The sequence below is a fragment of the Shuttleworthella sp. genome (assembly GCF_057251025.1).
The window spans coordinates 43,453-60,184 of sequence record NZ_DBHIDN010000004.1 but is presented as its reverse complement, the minus strand read 5'-3'; the positions used below and the strand labels follow the sequence as shown (position 1 = coordinate 60,184).

The following is a 16,732-nucleotide window of genomic DNA, read 5'->3' as shown; positions in this document are numbered from 1 at the left end:
GGGCATAGCCCTTGAAAGAGGAGAAGACTATGGATTATAAGAGCGCCGGAGTCGATATTGAAGCGGGATATAAGTCGGTGGAGTTGATGAAGGCTTATGTCAAGGAGACCATGCGGCCTGAGGTCCTGGGTGGCCTGGGCGGATTCTCCGGGGCCTTTTGTATGTCTGCCTGTAAGGAGATGGACGACCCGGTCCTCCTGTCGGGAACCGATGGGGTCGGCACCAAGATCAAACTGGCCTTCCTCATGGATAAGCACGATACCATAGGAATTGACGCGGTTGCCATGTGCGTCAACGATGTGGTCTGCGCCGGGGGCGACCCCCTCTTCTTCCTGGACTATATCGCCTGCGGGAAGAATGAACCCGAGAAGATCGCATCGATTGTCAAGGGTGTCGCCGCAGGCTGCAAGCAGGCAGACTGCGCCCTGATCGGCGGCGAGACCGCAGAGCACCCGGGACTGATGCCGGAGGACGAGTACGATGTCGCCGGCTTTGCGGTCGGAGTGGTTGACCGCAAGGATATCGTGACCGGTCAGACTGTCAGGGCGGGGGATGCCATCATCGGAATGGCGTCCAGCGGACTCCACTCCAATGGCTTCTCTCTGGTCCGCAAGGTCTTTGCGATGAACCGGGCCTCGCTCGGGACGTATTATGAGGAACTGGGATCGACCCTGGGAGAGGCTCTGCTCACGCCGACCCGGATCTATGTGCACGCTTTAAAGGCCATCCGGGGGGCGGGCGTGACCATCAAGGCCTGCAGCCATATCACGGGTGGCGGATTCTATGAGAATGTCCCCCGCATGCTGCCTGAGGGGAAGAGGGCTGTCATTGACAAGAACTCCTATGAAATCGCGCCTGTCTTCCGCCTCCTGGCAGAGACAGGCAATATTGACGAGAAGATGATGTACAACACCTATAACATGGGAATCGGCATGATGCTTGTGACAGATCCCTCCGATGTGGATGCGGCGATGGAGGCCATCCGGGCGGCCGGGGACAGCCCCTATGTCATCGGTCACATCGAGGACGGCAAGAAGGGTGTGACCATATGCTGAGGCTCGCAGTCTGCGTCTCCGGAGGAGGGACCAACCTGCAGGCCGTGATAAACGCGCTGGCCTCGCATGAGATTCATAACGCGCAGATCGTTCAGGTCCTGTCCAACCATCCGGGAGCTTTCGCCCTGGAGAGAGCGAGGAGGGCGGGGATCGCAACCGCCTGCGTTTCTCGCGCGGATCATCCGGACCGGGAGGACTATGACAGGGCCTTGTTGCACAGTCTGCAGTCGGTCAAGCCGGACCTGATCGTTCTGGCCGGTTTCCTGGTCGTGATCCCGCCTGCCATGGTGCGGGCCTTCCCCAACCGGATTATTAACATTCACCCCTCGCTGATCCCTTCCTTCTGCGGGAAGGGCTTTTACGGACTCAGGGTCCACGAGGGAGTGCTTGCGCGCGGGGTTAAACTGACCGGGGCGACGGTTCACTTTGTGGACGAGGGGACGGATTCCGGACCGATCATCTTGCAGAAGCCGGTTTTAGTCCATGATGACGACGATGCGAAGAGCTTGCAGCTTCGGGTCATGCAAGAGGCAGAGTGGAAGATCCTGCCCAAGGCGATTGACTTGATCGCAAGAGGCAAGGTCAGGGTCATAGACGGGAAAGTGGTCATCACGGAGGAGCTGGATGTGCTCAAACTCTGATTTTGTACTTGTCGATTGAAGGAAGCGGCAAAACAGGCGATAAGGAGATACTTCATGAAACTGTTATTGATTGGAGGAGGGGGCAGGGAGCATGCCATGCTCCATGCGATTTATAAGAGTCCCAGGGTGGACCGGATCTACGTTGCCCCCGGGAATGCGGGTATGCGCGATATGGCAGAGACCGTGAATATCGGCGTGATGGAATTCGATCGACTGATCGACTTCGCCAGGGAGAAGGAAATTGACCTTGCCGTCTGCTCTCAGGATGATCCCCTCTGCGCGGGAATTGTCGATGCCTTCGAGGACGCCGGCATCCCCATCTTCGGAACGCGCGAGAATGCGGCAATCATCGAGGGATCCAAGGCATTCTCCAAGGACCTGATGAAGAAGTATGGAATTCCGACGGCCTCCTATCAAGTCTTCACAGATCCGGAAGCCGCCTGTGCCTATCTGGACCGGGCGCGGTTTCCGATTGTTCTGAAGGCGGACGGACTGGCTCTCGGCAAGGGGGTCCTGATCTGCCGGAACCTGACGGAGGCAAGAGACGGTGTCCGGGAGATCATGACGGACAAGAAGTTCGGGGCTGCGGGAAATGAACTGGTCATCGAGGAATTTATGACCGGGCGCGAGGTCTCCGTCCTGGCCTTCTGTGACGGAAGACACTATAAGCTGATGACCTCTTCCCAGGACCACAAGCGGGCTTTGGATGGGGATCAGGGGCTCAACACCGGGGGTATGGGGACCTTCTCCCCCAGCCCCTTCTTCACAGAGGAGGTCCGGGACTACTGTGACAGGCATATCTTCAAGCCCACCGTCGATGCGATGCGGGCAGAGGGACGCGAGTTCAAGGGGGTTCTCTACTTCGGTCTTATGCTGACACAAGAGGGGCCCAAGGTGGTGGAGTACAACACCCGTTTCGGAGATCCGGAGACCCAGGTGGTTCTGCCCCGCATGAAGACGGATATTCTGGATGTCTTCGAGGCCTGCATGGACGGAAGCCTGGATCAGATTGACCTGGAATTTGAGGACAATGCGGCAGTCTGTGTGGTTCTCGCATCCGAAGGATACCCGGTCTCTTACGAGAAGGGTTTTCCCATCAAGGGATTCGAGCACTTTGATAATGTCAATTACTTCTGTTTCCACGCCGGAACCAGGCTGGCAGAAGACGGATCCCTTGTGACGGACGGAGGACGGGTCCTGGGCATCACGGCCAAGGGGGCCGACCTGAAGGAGGCCCGGGCCAATGCTTACCGGGCGACCGAGTGGATCTCCTTTGCCAACAAGTATATGCGTCATGACATCGGAAAGGCCATCGATGAGGCCTGATGCAAGGCCTGCCATGGGGACTTATACGAACTGATTCTTCTTGGGGTCATATTCGTAGTCGATGGAGGACAGTTTTTGGATGATTTCTTTTGTGTTGGTCATGTGGGCGGCGCAGAGCCGGGTCAGGCTGGGATAGGTGTCTCTGAGCTCGGTGTTGACGACGCTGAGCAAGAGGACGGGATCTCTTGGGAGATCAAGCATGAAAGCCTCCTTTGATGTAGGACCTCAGATGTTTTGATCAGCGGTCGGCCTGCAAGAGCCGCCCGGTCAGAGGTGTCAGGATGGGGCTGAGGATAGCGGCGAGAGCGACCCCGACAATTCCCTGGACAATATTAAAGGGGATGCCGGCGGAAGAAGAGATAATCGCGGCAGACAGGACGGCAGAGCTGAACCCGCTGCCTGCGGCGAGGGCTGCCAGCAGGATCTCATAGATGAAATAAGAGGTCACCATGAAGGCCTCCGCAACAACACCCGCGCAGATCAGGACTCCCGGCCGGTTCTTCCTGCCGGGTTTGACAGAGTCGGATATGGATTCCGACTCTGTCTTTGTATGTCCTGTGATGTGGGTCAGCCAGACAGACAGAAGAGAGGCGATTGCGGCGGTCAGGGCCTTGATCAAGAAGGTGCCGGGCACATAGGTCAGGTAACCGGCGAAGAGGTCCGAGAGGGCGCTTCCGATTCCGGCGGCCAGGCCTCCGGTCACAGGCCCAAGGAGAAGACCGCAGAGCAGAACGATGGCATCGCCGGGATGGATGTAGCCCATCGTTGGGGTGGGAATGCGAACAACCATCGTCGTGGCAGCGGTCAGGGCAGCCAGAAGGGCAGCTAAGATCAGCTTGCGCAGGTTTGTCATAATCTTGTCTCCTTCTCTTCTCATGGATTATTTTGAGCATTGAAAACAGGGGAAATAACCTCTCTTATTATCCTCAAAGCGGACCTCTTTGTATAGGGGGAGGAGCCCATTCTCTGACAAAAGATTAACGGAAAATTGCACACAATCAAATACATGAAAAGATGTATCGACTTTCGAACAGAAACCCATTGTGCCCTTACCGAAAGGGTTCTACAATAACAGAAGGATTATGAAACATTTAGGGAAGGGAAATTGTCTGTGACAATACCGAATTGTAGGAGGGATTAAAGTATGGGTTATGGATTTGGAGCGATGATTGACCGGTTGAAGGCAAATCCGAAGAAGATTGTCTTCACAGAGGGCAATGATGAGCGAATTCTTCAGGCAGCCTCCAGGCTCCTGGCAGGAACCTGGCTCCAGCCGGTTCTGGTCGGAAATCCGGAGGAGATTCGCAGGGTCGCTGAGGCAGATGGCGATAATATCAACGGTGCTCAGATTCTTGATCCCGACAACTTCGACCGGATGGAGGAGATGGTTGACCTCTTTATGGAACTCCGGGGGCCCAAGGCCGGGAGTCGGGACCAGGCCATTGAGACCTTAAAGCAACCCAATTACTTTGGCACCATGCTGGTTCGCATGGGCTATGCAGATTCTCTTCTGGGCGGAGCTACCTATTCCACGGCGGATACGGTTCGCCCTGCCCTGCAGATCATCAAGGCGGCGCCCGGCAACAGCATTGTCTCATCCTGTTTTATTCTGGTCCGTCCGTCAGCGACCGGCGGCAATGAGGTTCTCTGTATGGCTGACTGCGCCATCAACCTGATGCCGGATGAGGACCAGCTGGTCGAGATCTGCGGACAGGCGACCAAGTGTGCCGAGCGCTTCGGTGTCGACCCCAAGGTTGCCTTCCTGAGCTTCTCCACCCTGGGATCCGGCAAGGGCAAGACGGTCACCAAGATGCAGAATGCCACGGCCAAGGCCAAGGCCAAGTACCCGGATCTTCCGATTGAGGGCGAACTGCAGTTTGACGCCGCCGTGTCTCCCACCGTCGCCAGGCAGAAGGCACCGGGATCTGCCATTGCGGGCCACTGCAACACCTTCATCTTCCCCGACATCAATGCCGGGAATCTGGGCTATAAGATCGCGCAGCGCATGGGAAATTTCGATGCCTATGGACCGATTCTTCTGGGCCTCAATGCCCCCATCAATGACCTCTCCCGCGGGTGCAACTCCCAGGAAGTCTATGATATGGCGATTGTGACCGCTTCTCTGGCTTAATTCAATGACCGCCCTCCCTGCCGGATCCGATTGAGCCCGGGCGGCAGGGAAGGCGGTTTTCTAATGGGAGGAGAGTATGGAGGGCCTTTTCGCCTTATCGATTCTTGCGGAATTGGTCGGAACGATTGCGTTCGCAATCTCAGGGTCCATGATCGCAGTCGAAAAAGAACTGGATTTGTTCGGGACGCTCATGTTGGGTCTGATTACAGCTCTTGGGGGCGGGGTCTTAAGAGATTTGATCCTGGGGAGATTCCCACCGTCGAATTTTTATAATTACGGAGGAGTGATCGCCTCCCTGGTCTCCGCTTCGGTCGTCTTCCTCTTTGCCTATCTGAATCAGGCCTACTACTTTAGCCATCGGGGAAGAATCTCCATGATCAACAATGTGATTGACTCTCTGGGGCTTGGTCTCTTCAGTGTCACCGGGGTGCATGCGACGATCCTTGCGGGCTATGGAGACAATGTCTTTCTGGTCCTCTTCATGGGAATGCTGACCGGGGTCGGAGGAGGTCTCTTGAGAGATCTGATTACGATGCAGATTCCGATCATCATCAAGAAAAATATCTATGCGGTTGCGTCCCTGGTCGGGAGTCTCTCCTATCTGATCATGCTCCGGCAGAAGCTGGACGATCGGCCGGCGGCTTTTCTGTCCGTCCTCCTGGTTGTTCTGATCCGCATGTGCGCGACCAAATGGCACTGGAACCTCCCGAGGATTCGCTGGAGACAGGACTGACTTGTAACGCGCATGCAGATTCATGCGGACCTACGTGGCTCCTCCCCTGACTCTCTAAAGAGTGCCGAGGTCCAAGAAAACTCTGACCGGACAGAAATCAGGACCGGCCCCGGGAATCCCGAGGGCCGACTCTTCATACCAGGAGGCTTCCTTTTGAGGAGAGGATAAGCTATGAGTCAATGGATTCTGATCAATAAGAAGGCGGATTTTACGGCCCTGGCCAAGGCCAATGGGATCGACCGGGTGACCGCCAGGATTATGATCAATCGGGGGATCGCAGAGGAGGACTTTGATGCCTATCTGAATCCATCGCTGGATCAGATTCGAGACCCCCATGATCTCAAAGATATAGACAAGGCGGCAGATCTCCTCTCCGAGGCTATAGATCGGGGAGAGAAAATCCGCATCATCGGAGACTATGATATTGACGGCATTCAGTCCACCTATATTCTCCACAAGGCCCTCCTGACCTGTCGGGGCCGGGTGGACTATGTCCTGCCCAACCGGATCAAGGACGGCTATGGCCTGAATCCGCATCTAGTGGACAGGGCCGGCGAAGACGGCATCTCCTGCATCATCACCTGCGACAACGGTATTTCTGCCGGAGAGGCAGTCGCCCGTGCCAAGGATCTGGGAATGACAGTCATTGTCACAGACCACCATGAGGTTCCCTTCGTCCTGGTGGATGGAAAGAAACTTGAGAAGCTTCCGGCGGCCGACGCCATCGTCAATCCTAAGCAGGCGGATTGTCCCTATCCCTTTAAGGGGATCTGCGGAGCCGTGGTGGCCTGGAAGCTGGTCTTTGTCCTCTATGAGAAGCGAGGGATTCCGGTGATGCGGGCCCTGGACTTCCTGGAGAACGCCGCTTTTGCCACCGTGGGCGATGTCATGCAGCTGGTAGATGAGAACCGGTCCATCGTCGCGCTCGGGCTTGAGAGGCTGCGCAAGACACAAAATCCGGGGATGGCGGCCCTGATGCGGGTCAGAGAGATTGTCCCCGACCGGCTGACCGCCCATCAGATCGGCTTTGTCCTCGGCCCCTGTCTCAATGCCGCAGGAAGGCTTAAGGGAGCGGATATAAGCGTGGAACTGCTGGAAGCGAGAGATCAAAAGAGGGCAGATCTTCTGGCGGAAGAGCTGGCAAGCTTAAATGAGATTAGGCAGGATATGACGCAAAAGGGGCTTGAGGCCGCCTTTGACCAGATCCGAGACAGGGGCTATGAGAAGGATCGGGTCCTCCTGCTCTACCTGCCAGATCTGCATGAGAGTATTGCGGGACTGGTGGCCGGCAAGGTGAAAGAGGGGCTTGGTCATCCCTGCTTCGTTCTGACCGACACGGCGACCGAGGGGGTGGTCAAGGGGAGCGGCCGGTCAATTCCCCCCTATTCCATGTATGAGGAGATGAGCCGGTGCGGGGATCTGATGATCGGGTTCGGAGGCCATCCCATGGCGGCCGGACTCAGCCTGCGTAGGGAAAATATCGATTCCCTCCGTGAGTCCCTCAATGCTAACTGCAGATTGACAGAAGAGGACCTGATTCCCAAGGTCTACATTGATGTCCCTATGCCCCTCGACTACATCTCCATTCCCCTGGTCAGGGAATTGAAGAGGCTGGAGCCCTTCGGCAACGGGAATGTCAAGCCCCTGTTTGCTCTTCGCCATGTTCCGGTCCGGTCCCTTCGCACCATCGGTCGGGATGGACAGTATCTCGCTTTCTCTCTGAGGACCGGATCATCAGACATGGCGGGAGTGTATTTCGGAGATTCGAGGGCATTTGCCTCTGCCGTGGACCGAGCCTACGGCGACGGCGCCTGGGAGGACTTCCTGGATGGATTTCGAAGAGATCTCAAGGTCCGGATGGTCTATGAGGCCCAAATCAACGCCTATCGGGGCAGGGAGAGCCTGCAGGTTGTCATCCGGGAGATTGAGCCGGATCGAGAATAATCAAGAAAAATATGGAAAGATCCGGGAAATTTGGAGATAATATAAGAAATCATATGAGAGATCCGATTGGATACCGGGGGAGAACAGAAGGGGAGAGTCATCATGAGAGAGAATGACAGTTTTATATCCAGAGACGGGAGGTCTCAGATCCATGTGGTGCGCTGGGTCCCGGATTCGGGGCGAGTTACGGGCGTCCTTCAGATTGTTCACGGCATGCAGGAGTATATTGAGCGCTACGAGCCCTTTGCCCTCTGGCTGAATGAGCAGGGGATCGCGGTCCTGGGACATGACCACATCGGTCATGGGGATTCCGTTGCAGGTCCTGAGGAGTGGGGGATCATGTCTGCCCGGCATCCGGCGGATATTATGGTGGAGGATATCTTCCGCAATTACCAGGCCGGCAGGGAGCGCTGGCCCGAGCAGCCCTTCTTTATCCTGGGGCACTCGATGGGAAGCTATCTGCTCCGCATGTTCTTGTCCAAGAAGGCCGGCCATCTGGACGGTCTCAGGGGGGCAATCATTATGGGGACCGGGTCTTTGCCCGATGCCACTCTCCGCATGGGCCTCTCTGTGCTCAAGCTAACTGCCGCATTAAAGGGCTGGGACCACCGCAGTCCCATGATCACTAAGATGACTTTCTCGGGACCCTATAAGAAGTACGACCTGACCGGGCAGGATCCGGCCAATTCCTGGCTGACTAAGGATCCGGCCATTGTTCAGAAGTACTATGCCGATCCCAAGTGCAGCTTCCTCTTCAGTCTGGGCGCCTACCGGGGCCTCCTTGAAGCCTGTTATTATGACAATCGGAAAGAACATCTTGAGAAGATGCGCCAAGACCTGCCCCTCTTCTTGGTCTCCGGGGCAGACGACCCCGTGGGAGACTTCGGAAGGGGAGTCGAGCGGGTCAAAAAGCAATTTGAGGAACTGGGCATCAAGGACCTGCGGATGAAGCTCTATGAGGGGGACCGGCATGAGATCTTAAATGAGACGGACCGGGAGGAGGTCTACAGGGACCTGTGGGACTTCATGCGGGAGCATGGCGTGGTAGATCCGGCCGACTGAGTCCCCTGTCGGGAACCGGTGTCGGGGATCGGTTTGGAAAAGCGGCCCGGAAAAGTAAATTGGAATTAAGAACCCTCCGATGGCTGTCTTGACCATCGGAGGGTTCTTCTGAGAGAAGAAGAGGAAGTGCGGTCAGTTTCCGGTGTCTTCCGGCGCCTCCTCCTTGCCCGGATGATCCTTGCGGTGATGCAGGGGGCGGTTGCGCATGAAGGGGATAAGATCGCTCAGGGGAAGCTTGCGCAGATACCACTGCATACGGAGACGGTTTCTCTCGGTGAAGCCGACCAGAATATCCGGATTCGCCTCAGACAGGTAGTCGATGACGCCGTCAATATCGGACTTGGCGTTCTTGGGACAGTGGATGGTCTGGCGGTGTGTCGCCATGATATAGAGGGTATAGGAGATGCTGAAGTGGTGCCAGAGGATTCGGTGCAGGGTGGAGTATTTGTAGATCCACTTGATCTCTGAGATGGGAACGATTGCGACCCCATAGACAGAAGTTTCAATAAAGAAATGCTCCGTAATGAACATATCCTCAGCCGCGAGCTGGGGCATGGTCGCCAGTTCTTCCTCCGCCTCAGCCAGGAGCTTCCAGGGGTCGCCATAGGCGCCAAGCCGCCGGACAGGGGTGGATAGCTTCGGAAAGAAGACGTAGAGGAGGTCCAGGAGGAGGCTGATTACGGCATAGATGCCGGTCAGCCGAATGAAGAGGACAAGGATCCGGTGGAGGATGCCCCTGGCATCGGCCTCGGAAATCATATAGGGAGAGAGGGCTCCGGCTATGCCGGCGCTCTCCCCCAGGTCCTCGGTCAGGTGGATCTTGATCCGATCGAGGGAGGGGGGGTTCTTGATGATCTTGGCGTAGACTTTGACCTGATCAATCTGAGCCAGTCCCTGAGAGGCCGTGTCCGGTTTCAGGAGGACCAGATAGCTCTTCTGATCGATGATCGTATAGTAGTAATATCCCGTGGTCAGACCAAACATCTGCCGGGTATAGCCGGTGAAGCGGAGCTGAGACAGGGGAATGTGGACATAGTGAGACCGGCTCTGATAGAGGGCGGCCGGGTCTATTGGACCATCCAGCTGCCTGGGAAAGAGTATGGAGCGGGTGGGAGAGACCAGAAGAAGGGCCAGGAGGATGAGAAGGTAGATGGCGGGAGAAATCATCCGCCGCTTATAGAAGCCGGCGATGGACCGGCTGATATAGTGGTTAAAGCGCTCAGAGACATTGGTACCCCCCTCCGTGTCGGTCATGGGAGCATTGATATTTGGTTTTCTGAGCCAGCGAAATGGAGTCTTGAACCTGTACTTCATGGAATTTCCTGTCTGATCGAGAGTGCCGGTGTGGGCAGTCAAATGCTCATTCAGTATAGCACAGAAAAATGTTAAGATAATCGATATGACTCGAAAAAGAGGAGAATCCACATGGCCTATTATGAGAGCTTTGCAGAAATATATGACCGATTCATGGATGACGTGCCCTACGACAAGTGGAGGGACAATCTGCTGACTATCCTCGCAGAATACGGGATCCACAGCGGTCTTCTCACGGAACTCGGCTGTGGAACAGGCAATATGACAGACCGGATGGCGGCCTGCGGATATGACATGACAGGGATTGACCGGTCGGAGGATATGCTGCGGATTGCCCAGGAGAAGCAGATCAACCGGCTCATGGCGGCGGAGGAACCGGAGGGAGAAGGGACCGGCCCCCGTATCCTGTATCTCTGCCAGGACATGCGGTCATTTGAACTCTATGGGACCATGGCGGGGATCTATGCCGTCTGCGATGTCATGAACTATCTGCTGACAGAGGAGGACTTTCTCAGGGTCCTTCGTCTGGTCAACAACTATTTGGATCCGGGCGGCATCTTCATCTTTGACCTGGTGTCCGAGAGGGCCTATCGGAAGATGGGAGAGAAGACCATCGCGGACTGCCGGGACATCGGAGCCTTCATCTGGCAGAATGATTTTGATGAGGCGAGGAAGGTCAACCGCTACGATCTGGAGATGTTCATTCGGGAAGACGCAGAAGACCGGGCAGCCCAAAGAGATTTGCGGGAGGTCCGGAAGGAGCAAGGAACGGACCTTCCCAAGGATGACTTAGAGGAAGACTTATTAGAGGAGAGACTGGCCTACTTCCGTCGCCATGAAGTGCATATCACGAGAGCTTACCCGGTAGACTGCGTCATCGGCCTGATTGAGAAGGCCGGCCTCGCATTCGAGAAGGTTCTGGACGCAGAGACCATGGGAGAGATCACAGAGGATACCGGCCGCTATTACTTTGTGGCCAGGGAAATATGGAAGAAGCACAGCTTATGACAGGAAGCACAAGGGAACACAAAAGAGAGGCCAATCGATGAGTGATTATATTGTCAGAGGGATGGGAGCCCGGGATCAGATTCGGGCTCTTGCCATCTCCTCCAGGGATCTGGTTCAGACCGCCCACCGGAAGCACGAGACCAGTCCGCTTGCGACTGCGGCTCTGGGCAGGGGCTTGTCCGCTGCCCTGATGATGGGAAGCATGATGAAGGGGCCGGAGGATGAGATGACTCTCCAGTTCCTGGGAGATGGCCCCCTGGGACCCATGACCGTGACGGCGGACTCCAAGGGGCATGTCAAGGGATTTGTCGGCAACGGGCAGGTCTATCTGGAGCCGAAGGCCAACGGACACCTGGATGTCGGGAGAGCGGTTGGCAGGGGATCCCTTCGCGTGATCAAGGACCTGGGACTCAAGGAGCCCTATGTCGGAACCGTCGACATTCAAACAGGAGAGATCGGCGATGACCTGACCTACTATTTCGCTGCGTCCGAGCAGGTCCCATCGGCCGTGGGACTGGGCGTTCTGGTGGGGACGGACGGCAATGTCATCAGTGCCGGGGGATTTATCATTCAGCTTATGCCCTTCACGGAAGATGCGGTGATTGACCGGCTGGAAGAAAACCTGTCCAAGATCCCTGATGTCAGTCGGATGCTCGCGGCGGGGGATCGGCCGGAAGATATGCTCGACCGAATCCTGGACGGACTCTCGCCGGAGATGATGGAGACCGGGCCGGTCTCTTTCCTCTGTGATTGTTCTAAAGAGAGGGCGGAGCGGACTCTGATGGCCCTGCCGGACAGGGACCTGGAGGAGATGATCCATGACGGGAAGACAGTTGAGGTCAAGTGCCAGTTCTGCGGAAGGGCCTATTCCTTTACGCCGGAGGACTTGAGGGAGATTTCCGGCAGACCGGAGTAAGAAATGTGCTATAATAGGTCGGATTTACGACGGAAATCGCATGGAGTGAAGTATGAGTGATAAAGATGTTATTATGAGTGATCAGGAAAATAACACGAGGGATCAAGATAATGACATGAGGGATCCGGAAAACAACAGGAATGATCCGGATGTCAAGAAGAAGCGTCCCCGCAAGGGACTGCTTGTCGGCTGCCTTCTGGGGCTTGCGGCGATCGGCTATCTGGGGGCGGGCCTGTTCTTTCGGACCCATTTCCTCCCCAATTGCAGGGTCAATGGGATCAATGCCTTCGGCAAGAATGCCAAGCAGATGACCGAGGCGCTCATGGCCGAAGAGAGACGTTATCATCTGGTTATAAAGACCGATGGAGGGGCGACCGAGCAGGTGATCACCCCGGATATGATTGATCTGTCCAGCGACTTGCAGCTGTCTGATATAGAGACCCTCCTGGCAGGCCAAAAGGCATTTCTCTGGCCCAAGTATCTCTTCGGGGGTGTGCGCGAGGAGAAGACCAAGGGGGCCAGCTTCAATCGCGACAAGCTAAACGCTATCGTCGACGGTCTCCCGGAGGTCAGTCGAGCAGACCTGGTGCAGACTAAGAATGCAGGACTGGTCTATGACAAGGAGCAGAATTCCTTCGTCATTGAGAAGGAGGTCTACGGCAATAATATCGACACGGACCGATTTAAGAGCGCACTGGCAGCTTCGATCGAGGCCTTGCAGGGGGAGATCTCCCTGGCGGACTATGCAGTCCAGCCCACCCTCAAGTCAGATGACAGCCGGCTAAAGGACATGGTCGGAAAGCTGAATCAGCTGTCCCAGATCAAGATCACCCTGCAGGCTGACAAGGACCAGGAGGAGGTCCCCAAAGAGACCATCATCAGCTGGCTGGGGGTGGACGATGAAGTCAAGCTGGTCATCCGGGATGAGGCCATCCGGGCCTATGTCGCCCAGCTGGCTCAGAAGTATGACACCGTGGGCAAGGGGCGCAACTTCCGCACCTCTTACGGGGCCACGGTCAATATCGCCTCCGGAGACTATGGGAGGAAGGTCGACCAGGAGGGAGAGTTCAACGCCTTAAAGCAGAATCTGACAGAGGGTAAGGACCTGACCCGGGAGATGCTTTTCTCCCAGAAGGCGGGAAGCGATATCGGAAACAGCTATGTCGAGGTCAACCTGACGGCCCAGCACCTCTTTGTATATAAGGATGGACAGAAGGTCGTGGATACGGCGGTGACCACAGGCAAGCCTGTCAATAACCACCAGACAAATCCCGGGATCTTTCGCATTAAGAGCCGGGAGACCAACCGAACGCTCAAGGGGAGAAATGACGACGGGACTCCCTATGCCAGTCCGGTCAAGTACTGGATGCCCTTCAACGGCGGAATAGGCCTCCACGACGCCCCCTGGAAGGCCAATTACGGGGGAAAGAACTATCTGACGAACGGATCGCACGGCTGCGTCAATATCCCCCCCTCTATCGCAGGGGCAGTCTATGCCAATACCTATGTCGGCATGCCGGTGGTCGTTTACAATCTGCCAGGAACTGAGACCTCTTGCACGGACGGGGCGGTGCAGAACGTCATCAACAAGATCAGCAAGGCCAATTCGAGCGTGCAGGCTGCAAAGGCGGCGACCGACGCCTACAAGAGCCTGTCCGCTGCGCAGAAGAGCGATGTCTATAATCTCTCCGTCTTAAAGCAGGCCCAGGCCAAGTATGCCGGTGCTCTGGCAGAGGCGGCCAAGCTGGAAGAGCATGACCAGGCGGTGAATACCGACCACGAGTAAAAATGGTCCGATGCAGTGATCCCATGCAGAGGTCATCGCAGCGGGCAGGAAATGGTCTTGGAAGCTGGCGGGAGCCAGCCGACGCAGTGGAGTGAGGACAGGAATGTACGAGTGGAAGAAGAACATCCGCAGGGTCAGGCCCTATATTCCGGGAGAACAGCCGAAGGAGAAGGATATCATCAAGCTAAACACCAATGAGAATCCCTATCCGCCGGCGCCTGCCGTCAGGGAGATCCTCCGCGGCTTCTGCGCCGATGACCTGCGCAGGTACCCGGATCCCGCATCCACCATCCTGGTAGATGCCATCGCCCGGAGATACGGGCTTGCGAGGGACCAGGTCTTCGTCGGCGTGGGCTCGGATGATGTCCTCGCCATGTCCTTTATGACCTTCTTTCATTCCGGTCGGCCGATTTTCTTTCCGGATATCACTTACTCCTTTTACGATGTATGGGCGGAGACATTTGCCATTCCCTATCGGAGAATCCCTCTGGACGAGAAATTTGAGATCTGTCCGGAGGACTATGCGGGGGAAAATGGGGGACTGATCATCCCAAATCCCAATGCACCGACCGGGATCGATGCGGGGACAGAGAAATTGGAGCAGATCCTCCGGGCCAACCCGGATGTCGTTGTCATTATTGATGAGGCCTATGTGGATTTCGGGGCGACCAGTCTTCTCCCTCTGATTGACCGCTACGACAACCTCTTGCTGGTCCAGACTTTCTCCAAGTCCCGGGCCCTTGCGGGAAGCAGGATCGGCTGTGCCATGGGCAACCGGGAACTGATTCGGGCCCTCTCGGAGGTCCGGTATGCCTTCAATTCCTATACCATGGACCGGGTCACCCAGGCCATTGGGGCCGCCGCAGTGGAAGACGAGGCGTATTTTCAGGAACAGCTTGCCAGGATCATCGCAAGCCGGGAGTGGACCAAGGGAGAACTGAAGCGTCTTGGCTTTGACTTCCCCGACTCCAGGGCGAATTTCATCTTCGCCAGGCACGACCGTCTGTCGGCTGATGCCCTCTACCGGGCACTCAAGGAAGAGGGAATCCTGGTCCGCCACTTCGCGCAGCCCAGAATTGATCCCTATCTGCGGATCAGCATCGGGACGGAGGAAGAGATGCGGACACTGGTTGCTTTCCTGGACCGGTACCTGGAGAAGCATGGCTGATTCGGATACAGGCATGGCTGATTCGGATGTACTTACGGCCGATTCGGATGCATATAAGAGTATAAAGGAGTTTTCTATGGAAGCGATTGTAAGCTGGTTTACATCAACCCTGGGGCAACACATCTCAAGAGAGGCAGTCGTATTTATTATATCGCTGGTTCCCCTCCTGGAGCTTCGCGGAGGTCTCCTGGCCGCAAGCCTGCTCCAGATCCCCCTTTTAAGGGCGATCCCCATATGTATCATCGGAAATATCATACCGATTCCCTTTATTTTGTTTTTTATCCGCAAGATATTCGCCTGGATGAAGAAGTTCAAGGGAATGAAGGGGTTTGTGGAGAAGCTTGAGGCCAGGGCCATGAAGAAGTCCGGCCAGGTCTCGCGGGCAGAATTCCTGGGCCTGGCCCTCTTTGTCGGTATCCCGCTGCCGGGCACCGGGGCCTGGACCGGGTCTCTGATTGCAGCCCTCCTGGAGATGGATATTAAGAAGGCCGTCCTGGCAGAGCTGGTCGGCGTTGCCATTGCGACGGTCATCATGTCAATCGTAAGCTACGGCTTCCTGGGCCTGATCTTACACTGAGCGGGGATGCTATGGATCTGTGTGAACTGTGCAATAACTACCTCTGGGATGATGAGGAGGAGTGTTATATTTGTGACATTCGTCTGGATGAGGATGATATGGTCCGATTTCTGCAGGGCAATACCGGATCCTGTCCCTACTATCAGAGCAATGACGAGTATGATCTGGTGAGACACCAGGCCTTCTGAGAAAGAGGGCCTGGTCTCATCAGATTTCATGGAGAATTTCAAAGTGATTGCGCCGGCTTGAGATCAGGCCCTCTCTTGTCAGCTTGCTGATCTCGTTGGAGAGGGCAGACCGGTCGATGAAGAGATAGTCGGCCAGCTGCTGGCGGTTGTAGGGAATATCAAAGCTGTTGGAGTGCTGCCGCATGCTCTCGGAGGAGAGATAGGCCAGGAGCTTGTCCCGGATGGTCCGCTTGGAGATGCAGTCAATCTTCTGGTTCAGCTGAAGGGTCCGCCTGGCGATGGAGGTCATGACATTCTGGATGATGCGGCTGTGATAGCTGCAGGATTCACTGCAGAGGGTAGTGAAGGAGGAGAGGTCGAAGAACATCACCTCGCAGCGGGAGGTGGCAATCACAGTGACGTCGGTCGGAATCTGTGAGAGGGCCGCATAGACCTCGGCGAACATGGAACTGGCAGAGAGGGCGGACATGACGGCGACATTGCCCCAGAAATCCTCCTTCTCAATCAGGGCGGTTCCGTTCAAGATCAGACCGAAGGAGTGGATCTGCTCGCCCGCCCGCAGGATGGTCTCATTCTTCTCGTAGCTGCGCTTCTGCGGATTCATGCAGGTCATCATATGTCGGATCTCTGCCTCGGATACGCCCAAAAAGAGCGTTGACTTTTTAAGAGTGGGAAGATATTCCTCGTATGCGACCATATTCGATTCTCCTTGAAAGCTTTTGTCGAAGTTATTTTTCATATTATAGGTCTATAATTACTACAAAATCGTTGCAATTACAACAAAAAAGAAAGGAAGATCGGAGTATACTGAGATTCGTCGGAACCGGCAGATCGAATTCGCCAGGGGACCAAAATCTATCGGAGGATGCGATGAGAAGAGGAA

The 16,732-nt window shown here is 55.8% G+C and carries 17 protein-coding genes; 13 read left to right on the top strand and 4 right to left on the bottom strand.

Going from position 1 to position 16,732, the window contains the following annotated elements:
• The first annotated feature begins 29 nt into the window (after positions 1-29).
• The 3 genes from purM to purD are packed head-to-tail and all read left to right on the top strand — an operon-like array spanning position 30 to position 3,022.
• Positions 30-1,055 carry a phosphoribosylformylglycinamidine cyclo-ligase gene (gene purM, locus ACO5R6_RS02015; protein WP_485625512.1) on the top strand — a complete coding sequence of 342 codons (1,026 nt, stop codon included), beginning with the start codon at positions 30-32 and terminating at the stop codon, positions 1,053-1,055.
• Complete coding sequence (gene purN / locus ACO5R6_RS02010; RefSeq protein ID WP_485625511.1) at positions 1,049-1,696, top strand: phosphoribosylglycinamide formyltransferase; 648 nt, start codon at positions 1,049-1,051, stop codon at positions 1,694-1,696. Before purM ends, purN begins: the two co-directional genes overlap by 7 nt.
• A gap of 54 nt (positions 1,697-1,750) precedes the next feature.
• Positions 1,751-3,022 carry a phosphoribosylamine--glycine ligase gene (gene purD / locus ACO5R6_RS02005; protein ID WP_485625510.1) on the top strand — a complete coding sequence of 424 codons (1,272 nt, stop codon included), beginning with the start codon at positions 1,751-1,753 and terminating at the stop codon, positions 3,020-3,022.
• 21 nt (positions 3,023-3,043) lie between these two features.
• On the opposite strand, the gene ACO5R6_RS02000 is transcribed toward purD, so the two are convergent.
• Both ACO5R6_RS02000 and ACO5R6_RS01995 read right to left on the bottom strand, forming a co-directional pair.
• On the bottom strand, positions 3,044-3,223 hold the full coding sequence (locus ACO5R6_RS02000) for a DUF4250 domain-containing protein (protein WP_485625509.1): 180 nt from the start codon (positions 3,221-3,223) through the stop codon (positions 3,044-3,046).
• Between the two features lie 37 nt (positions 3,224-3,260).
• On the bottom strand, positions 3,261-3,875 hold the full coding sequence (locus ACO5R6_RS01995; RefSeq protein WP_485625508.1) for an ECF transporter S component: 615 nt from the start codon (positions 3,873-3,875) through the stop codon (positions 3,261-3,263).
• A 291-nt stretch (positions 3,876-4,166) separates the two neighbouring features.
• Here ACO5R6_RS01995 and pta point away from each other — a divergent pair, with 291 nt between their 5' ends.
• The 4 genes from pta (at position 4,167) to ACO5R6_RS01975 (ending at position 8,892) form a co-directional block, all read left to right on the top strand.
• Positions 4,167-5,153, top strand: coding sequence for a phosphate acetyltransferase (gene pta, locus ACO5R6_RS01990; protein ID WP_485625507.1), 987 nt, complete (start codon positions 4,167-4,169; stop codon positions 5,151-5,153).
• Positions 5,154-5,229: 76 nt separating this feature from the next.
• A complete protein-coding gene (locus ACO5R6_RS01985; RefSeq protein ID WP_485625506.1) occupies positions 5,230-5,886 on the top strand; it encodes a trimeric intracellular cation channel family protein in 657 nt (218 codons plus the stop codon).
• 171 nt (positions 5,887-6,057) lie between these two features.
• Positions 6,058-7,830: a single-stranded-DNA-specific exonuclease RecJ gene (gene recJ, locus ACO5R6_RS01980; RefSeq protein ID WP_485625505.1), complete on the top strand. Its 1,773-nt coding sequence runs from the start codon at positions 6,058-6,060 to the stop codon at positions 7,828-7,830.
• Between the two features lie 102 nt (positions 7,831-7,932).
• Positions 7,933-8,892, top strand: coding sequence for an alpha/beta fold hydrolase (locus ACO5R6_RS01975; protein ID WP_485625504.1), 960 nt, complete (start codon positions 7,933-7,935; stop codon positions 8,890-8,892).
• 132 nt (positions 8,893-9,024) lie between these two features.
• Here the strand turns inward: ACO5R6_RS01975 and ACO5R6_RS01970 are convergent, their stop codons facing one another.
• Positions 9,025-10,206 (bottom strand): DUF6709 family protein, encoded by a 1,182-nt coding sequence (locus tag ACO5R6_RS01970; protein WP_485625503.1) that lies wholly within the window; start codon positions 10,204-10,206, stop codon positions 9,025-9,027.
• A 111-nt stretch (positions 10,207-10,317) separates the two neighbouring features.
• Here ACO5R6_RS01970 and ACO5R6_RS01965 point away from each other — a divergent pair, with 111 nt between their 5' ends.
• From ACO5R6_RS01965 to ACO5R6_RS01940, 6 genes are all read left to right on the top strand, one after another.
• Positions 10,318-11,214 (top strand): class I SAM-dependent DNA methyltransferase, encoded by an 897-nt coding sequence (locus ACO5R6_RS01965; RefSeq protein WP_485625502.1) that lies wholly within the window; start codon positions 10,318-10,320, stop codon positions 11,212-11,214.
• A 37-nt stretch (positions 11,215-11,251) separates the two neighbouring features.
• The gene (hslO, locus tag ACO5R6_RS01960; RefSeq protein WP_485625501.1) at positions 11,252-12,130 is read left to right on the top strand and encodes an Hsp33 family molecular chaperone HslO; all 879 of its coding nucleotides are present in this window, start codon (positions 11,252-11,254) and stop codon (positions 12,128-12,130) included.
• 52 nt (positions 12,131-12,182) lie between these two features.
• Complete coding sequence (locus ACO5R6_RS01955; protein WP_485625500.1) at positions 12,183-13,916, top strand: L,D-transpeptidase family protein; 1,734 nt, start codon at positions 12,183-12,185, stop codon at positions 13,914-13,916.
• Positions 13,917-14,019: 103 nt separating this feature from the next.
• Positions 14,020-15,084, top strand: a complete 1,065-nt coding sequence (gene hisC, locus ACO5R6_RS01950) for a histidinol-phosphate transaminase (RefSeq protein ID WP_485625499.1) — start codon at positions 14,020-14,022, stop codon at positions 15,082-15,084.
• Between the two features lie 76 nt (positions 15,085-15,160).
• The gene (locus ACO5R6_RS01945; RefSeq protein ID WP_485625498.1) at positions 15,161-15,661 is read left to right on the top strand and encodes a COG2426 family protein; all 501 of its coding nucleotides are present in this window, start codon (positions 15,161-15,163) and stop codon (positions 15,659-15,661) included.
• Positions 15,662-15,672: 11 nt separating this feature from the next.
• Positions 15,673-15,849: a DUF6472 family protein gene (locus tag ACO5R6_RS01940; RefSeq protein WP_485625497.1), complete on the top strand. Its 177-nt coding sequence runs from the start codon at positions 15,673-15,675 to the stop codon at positions 15,847-15,849.
• 19 nt (positions 15,850-15,868) lie between these two features.
• Here ACO5R6_RS01940 and ACO5R6_RS01935 read toward each other — a convergent pair whose 3' ends face one another.
• Positions 15,869-16,546, bottom strand: coding sequence for a Crp/Fnr family transcriptional regulator (locus ACO5R6_RS01935; RefSeq protein ID WP_485625496.1), 678 nt, complete (start codon positions 16,544-16,546; stop codon positions 15,869-15,871).
• Positions 16,547-16,732 lie beyond the last annotated feature (186 nt).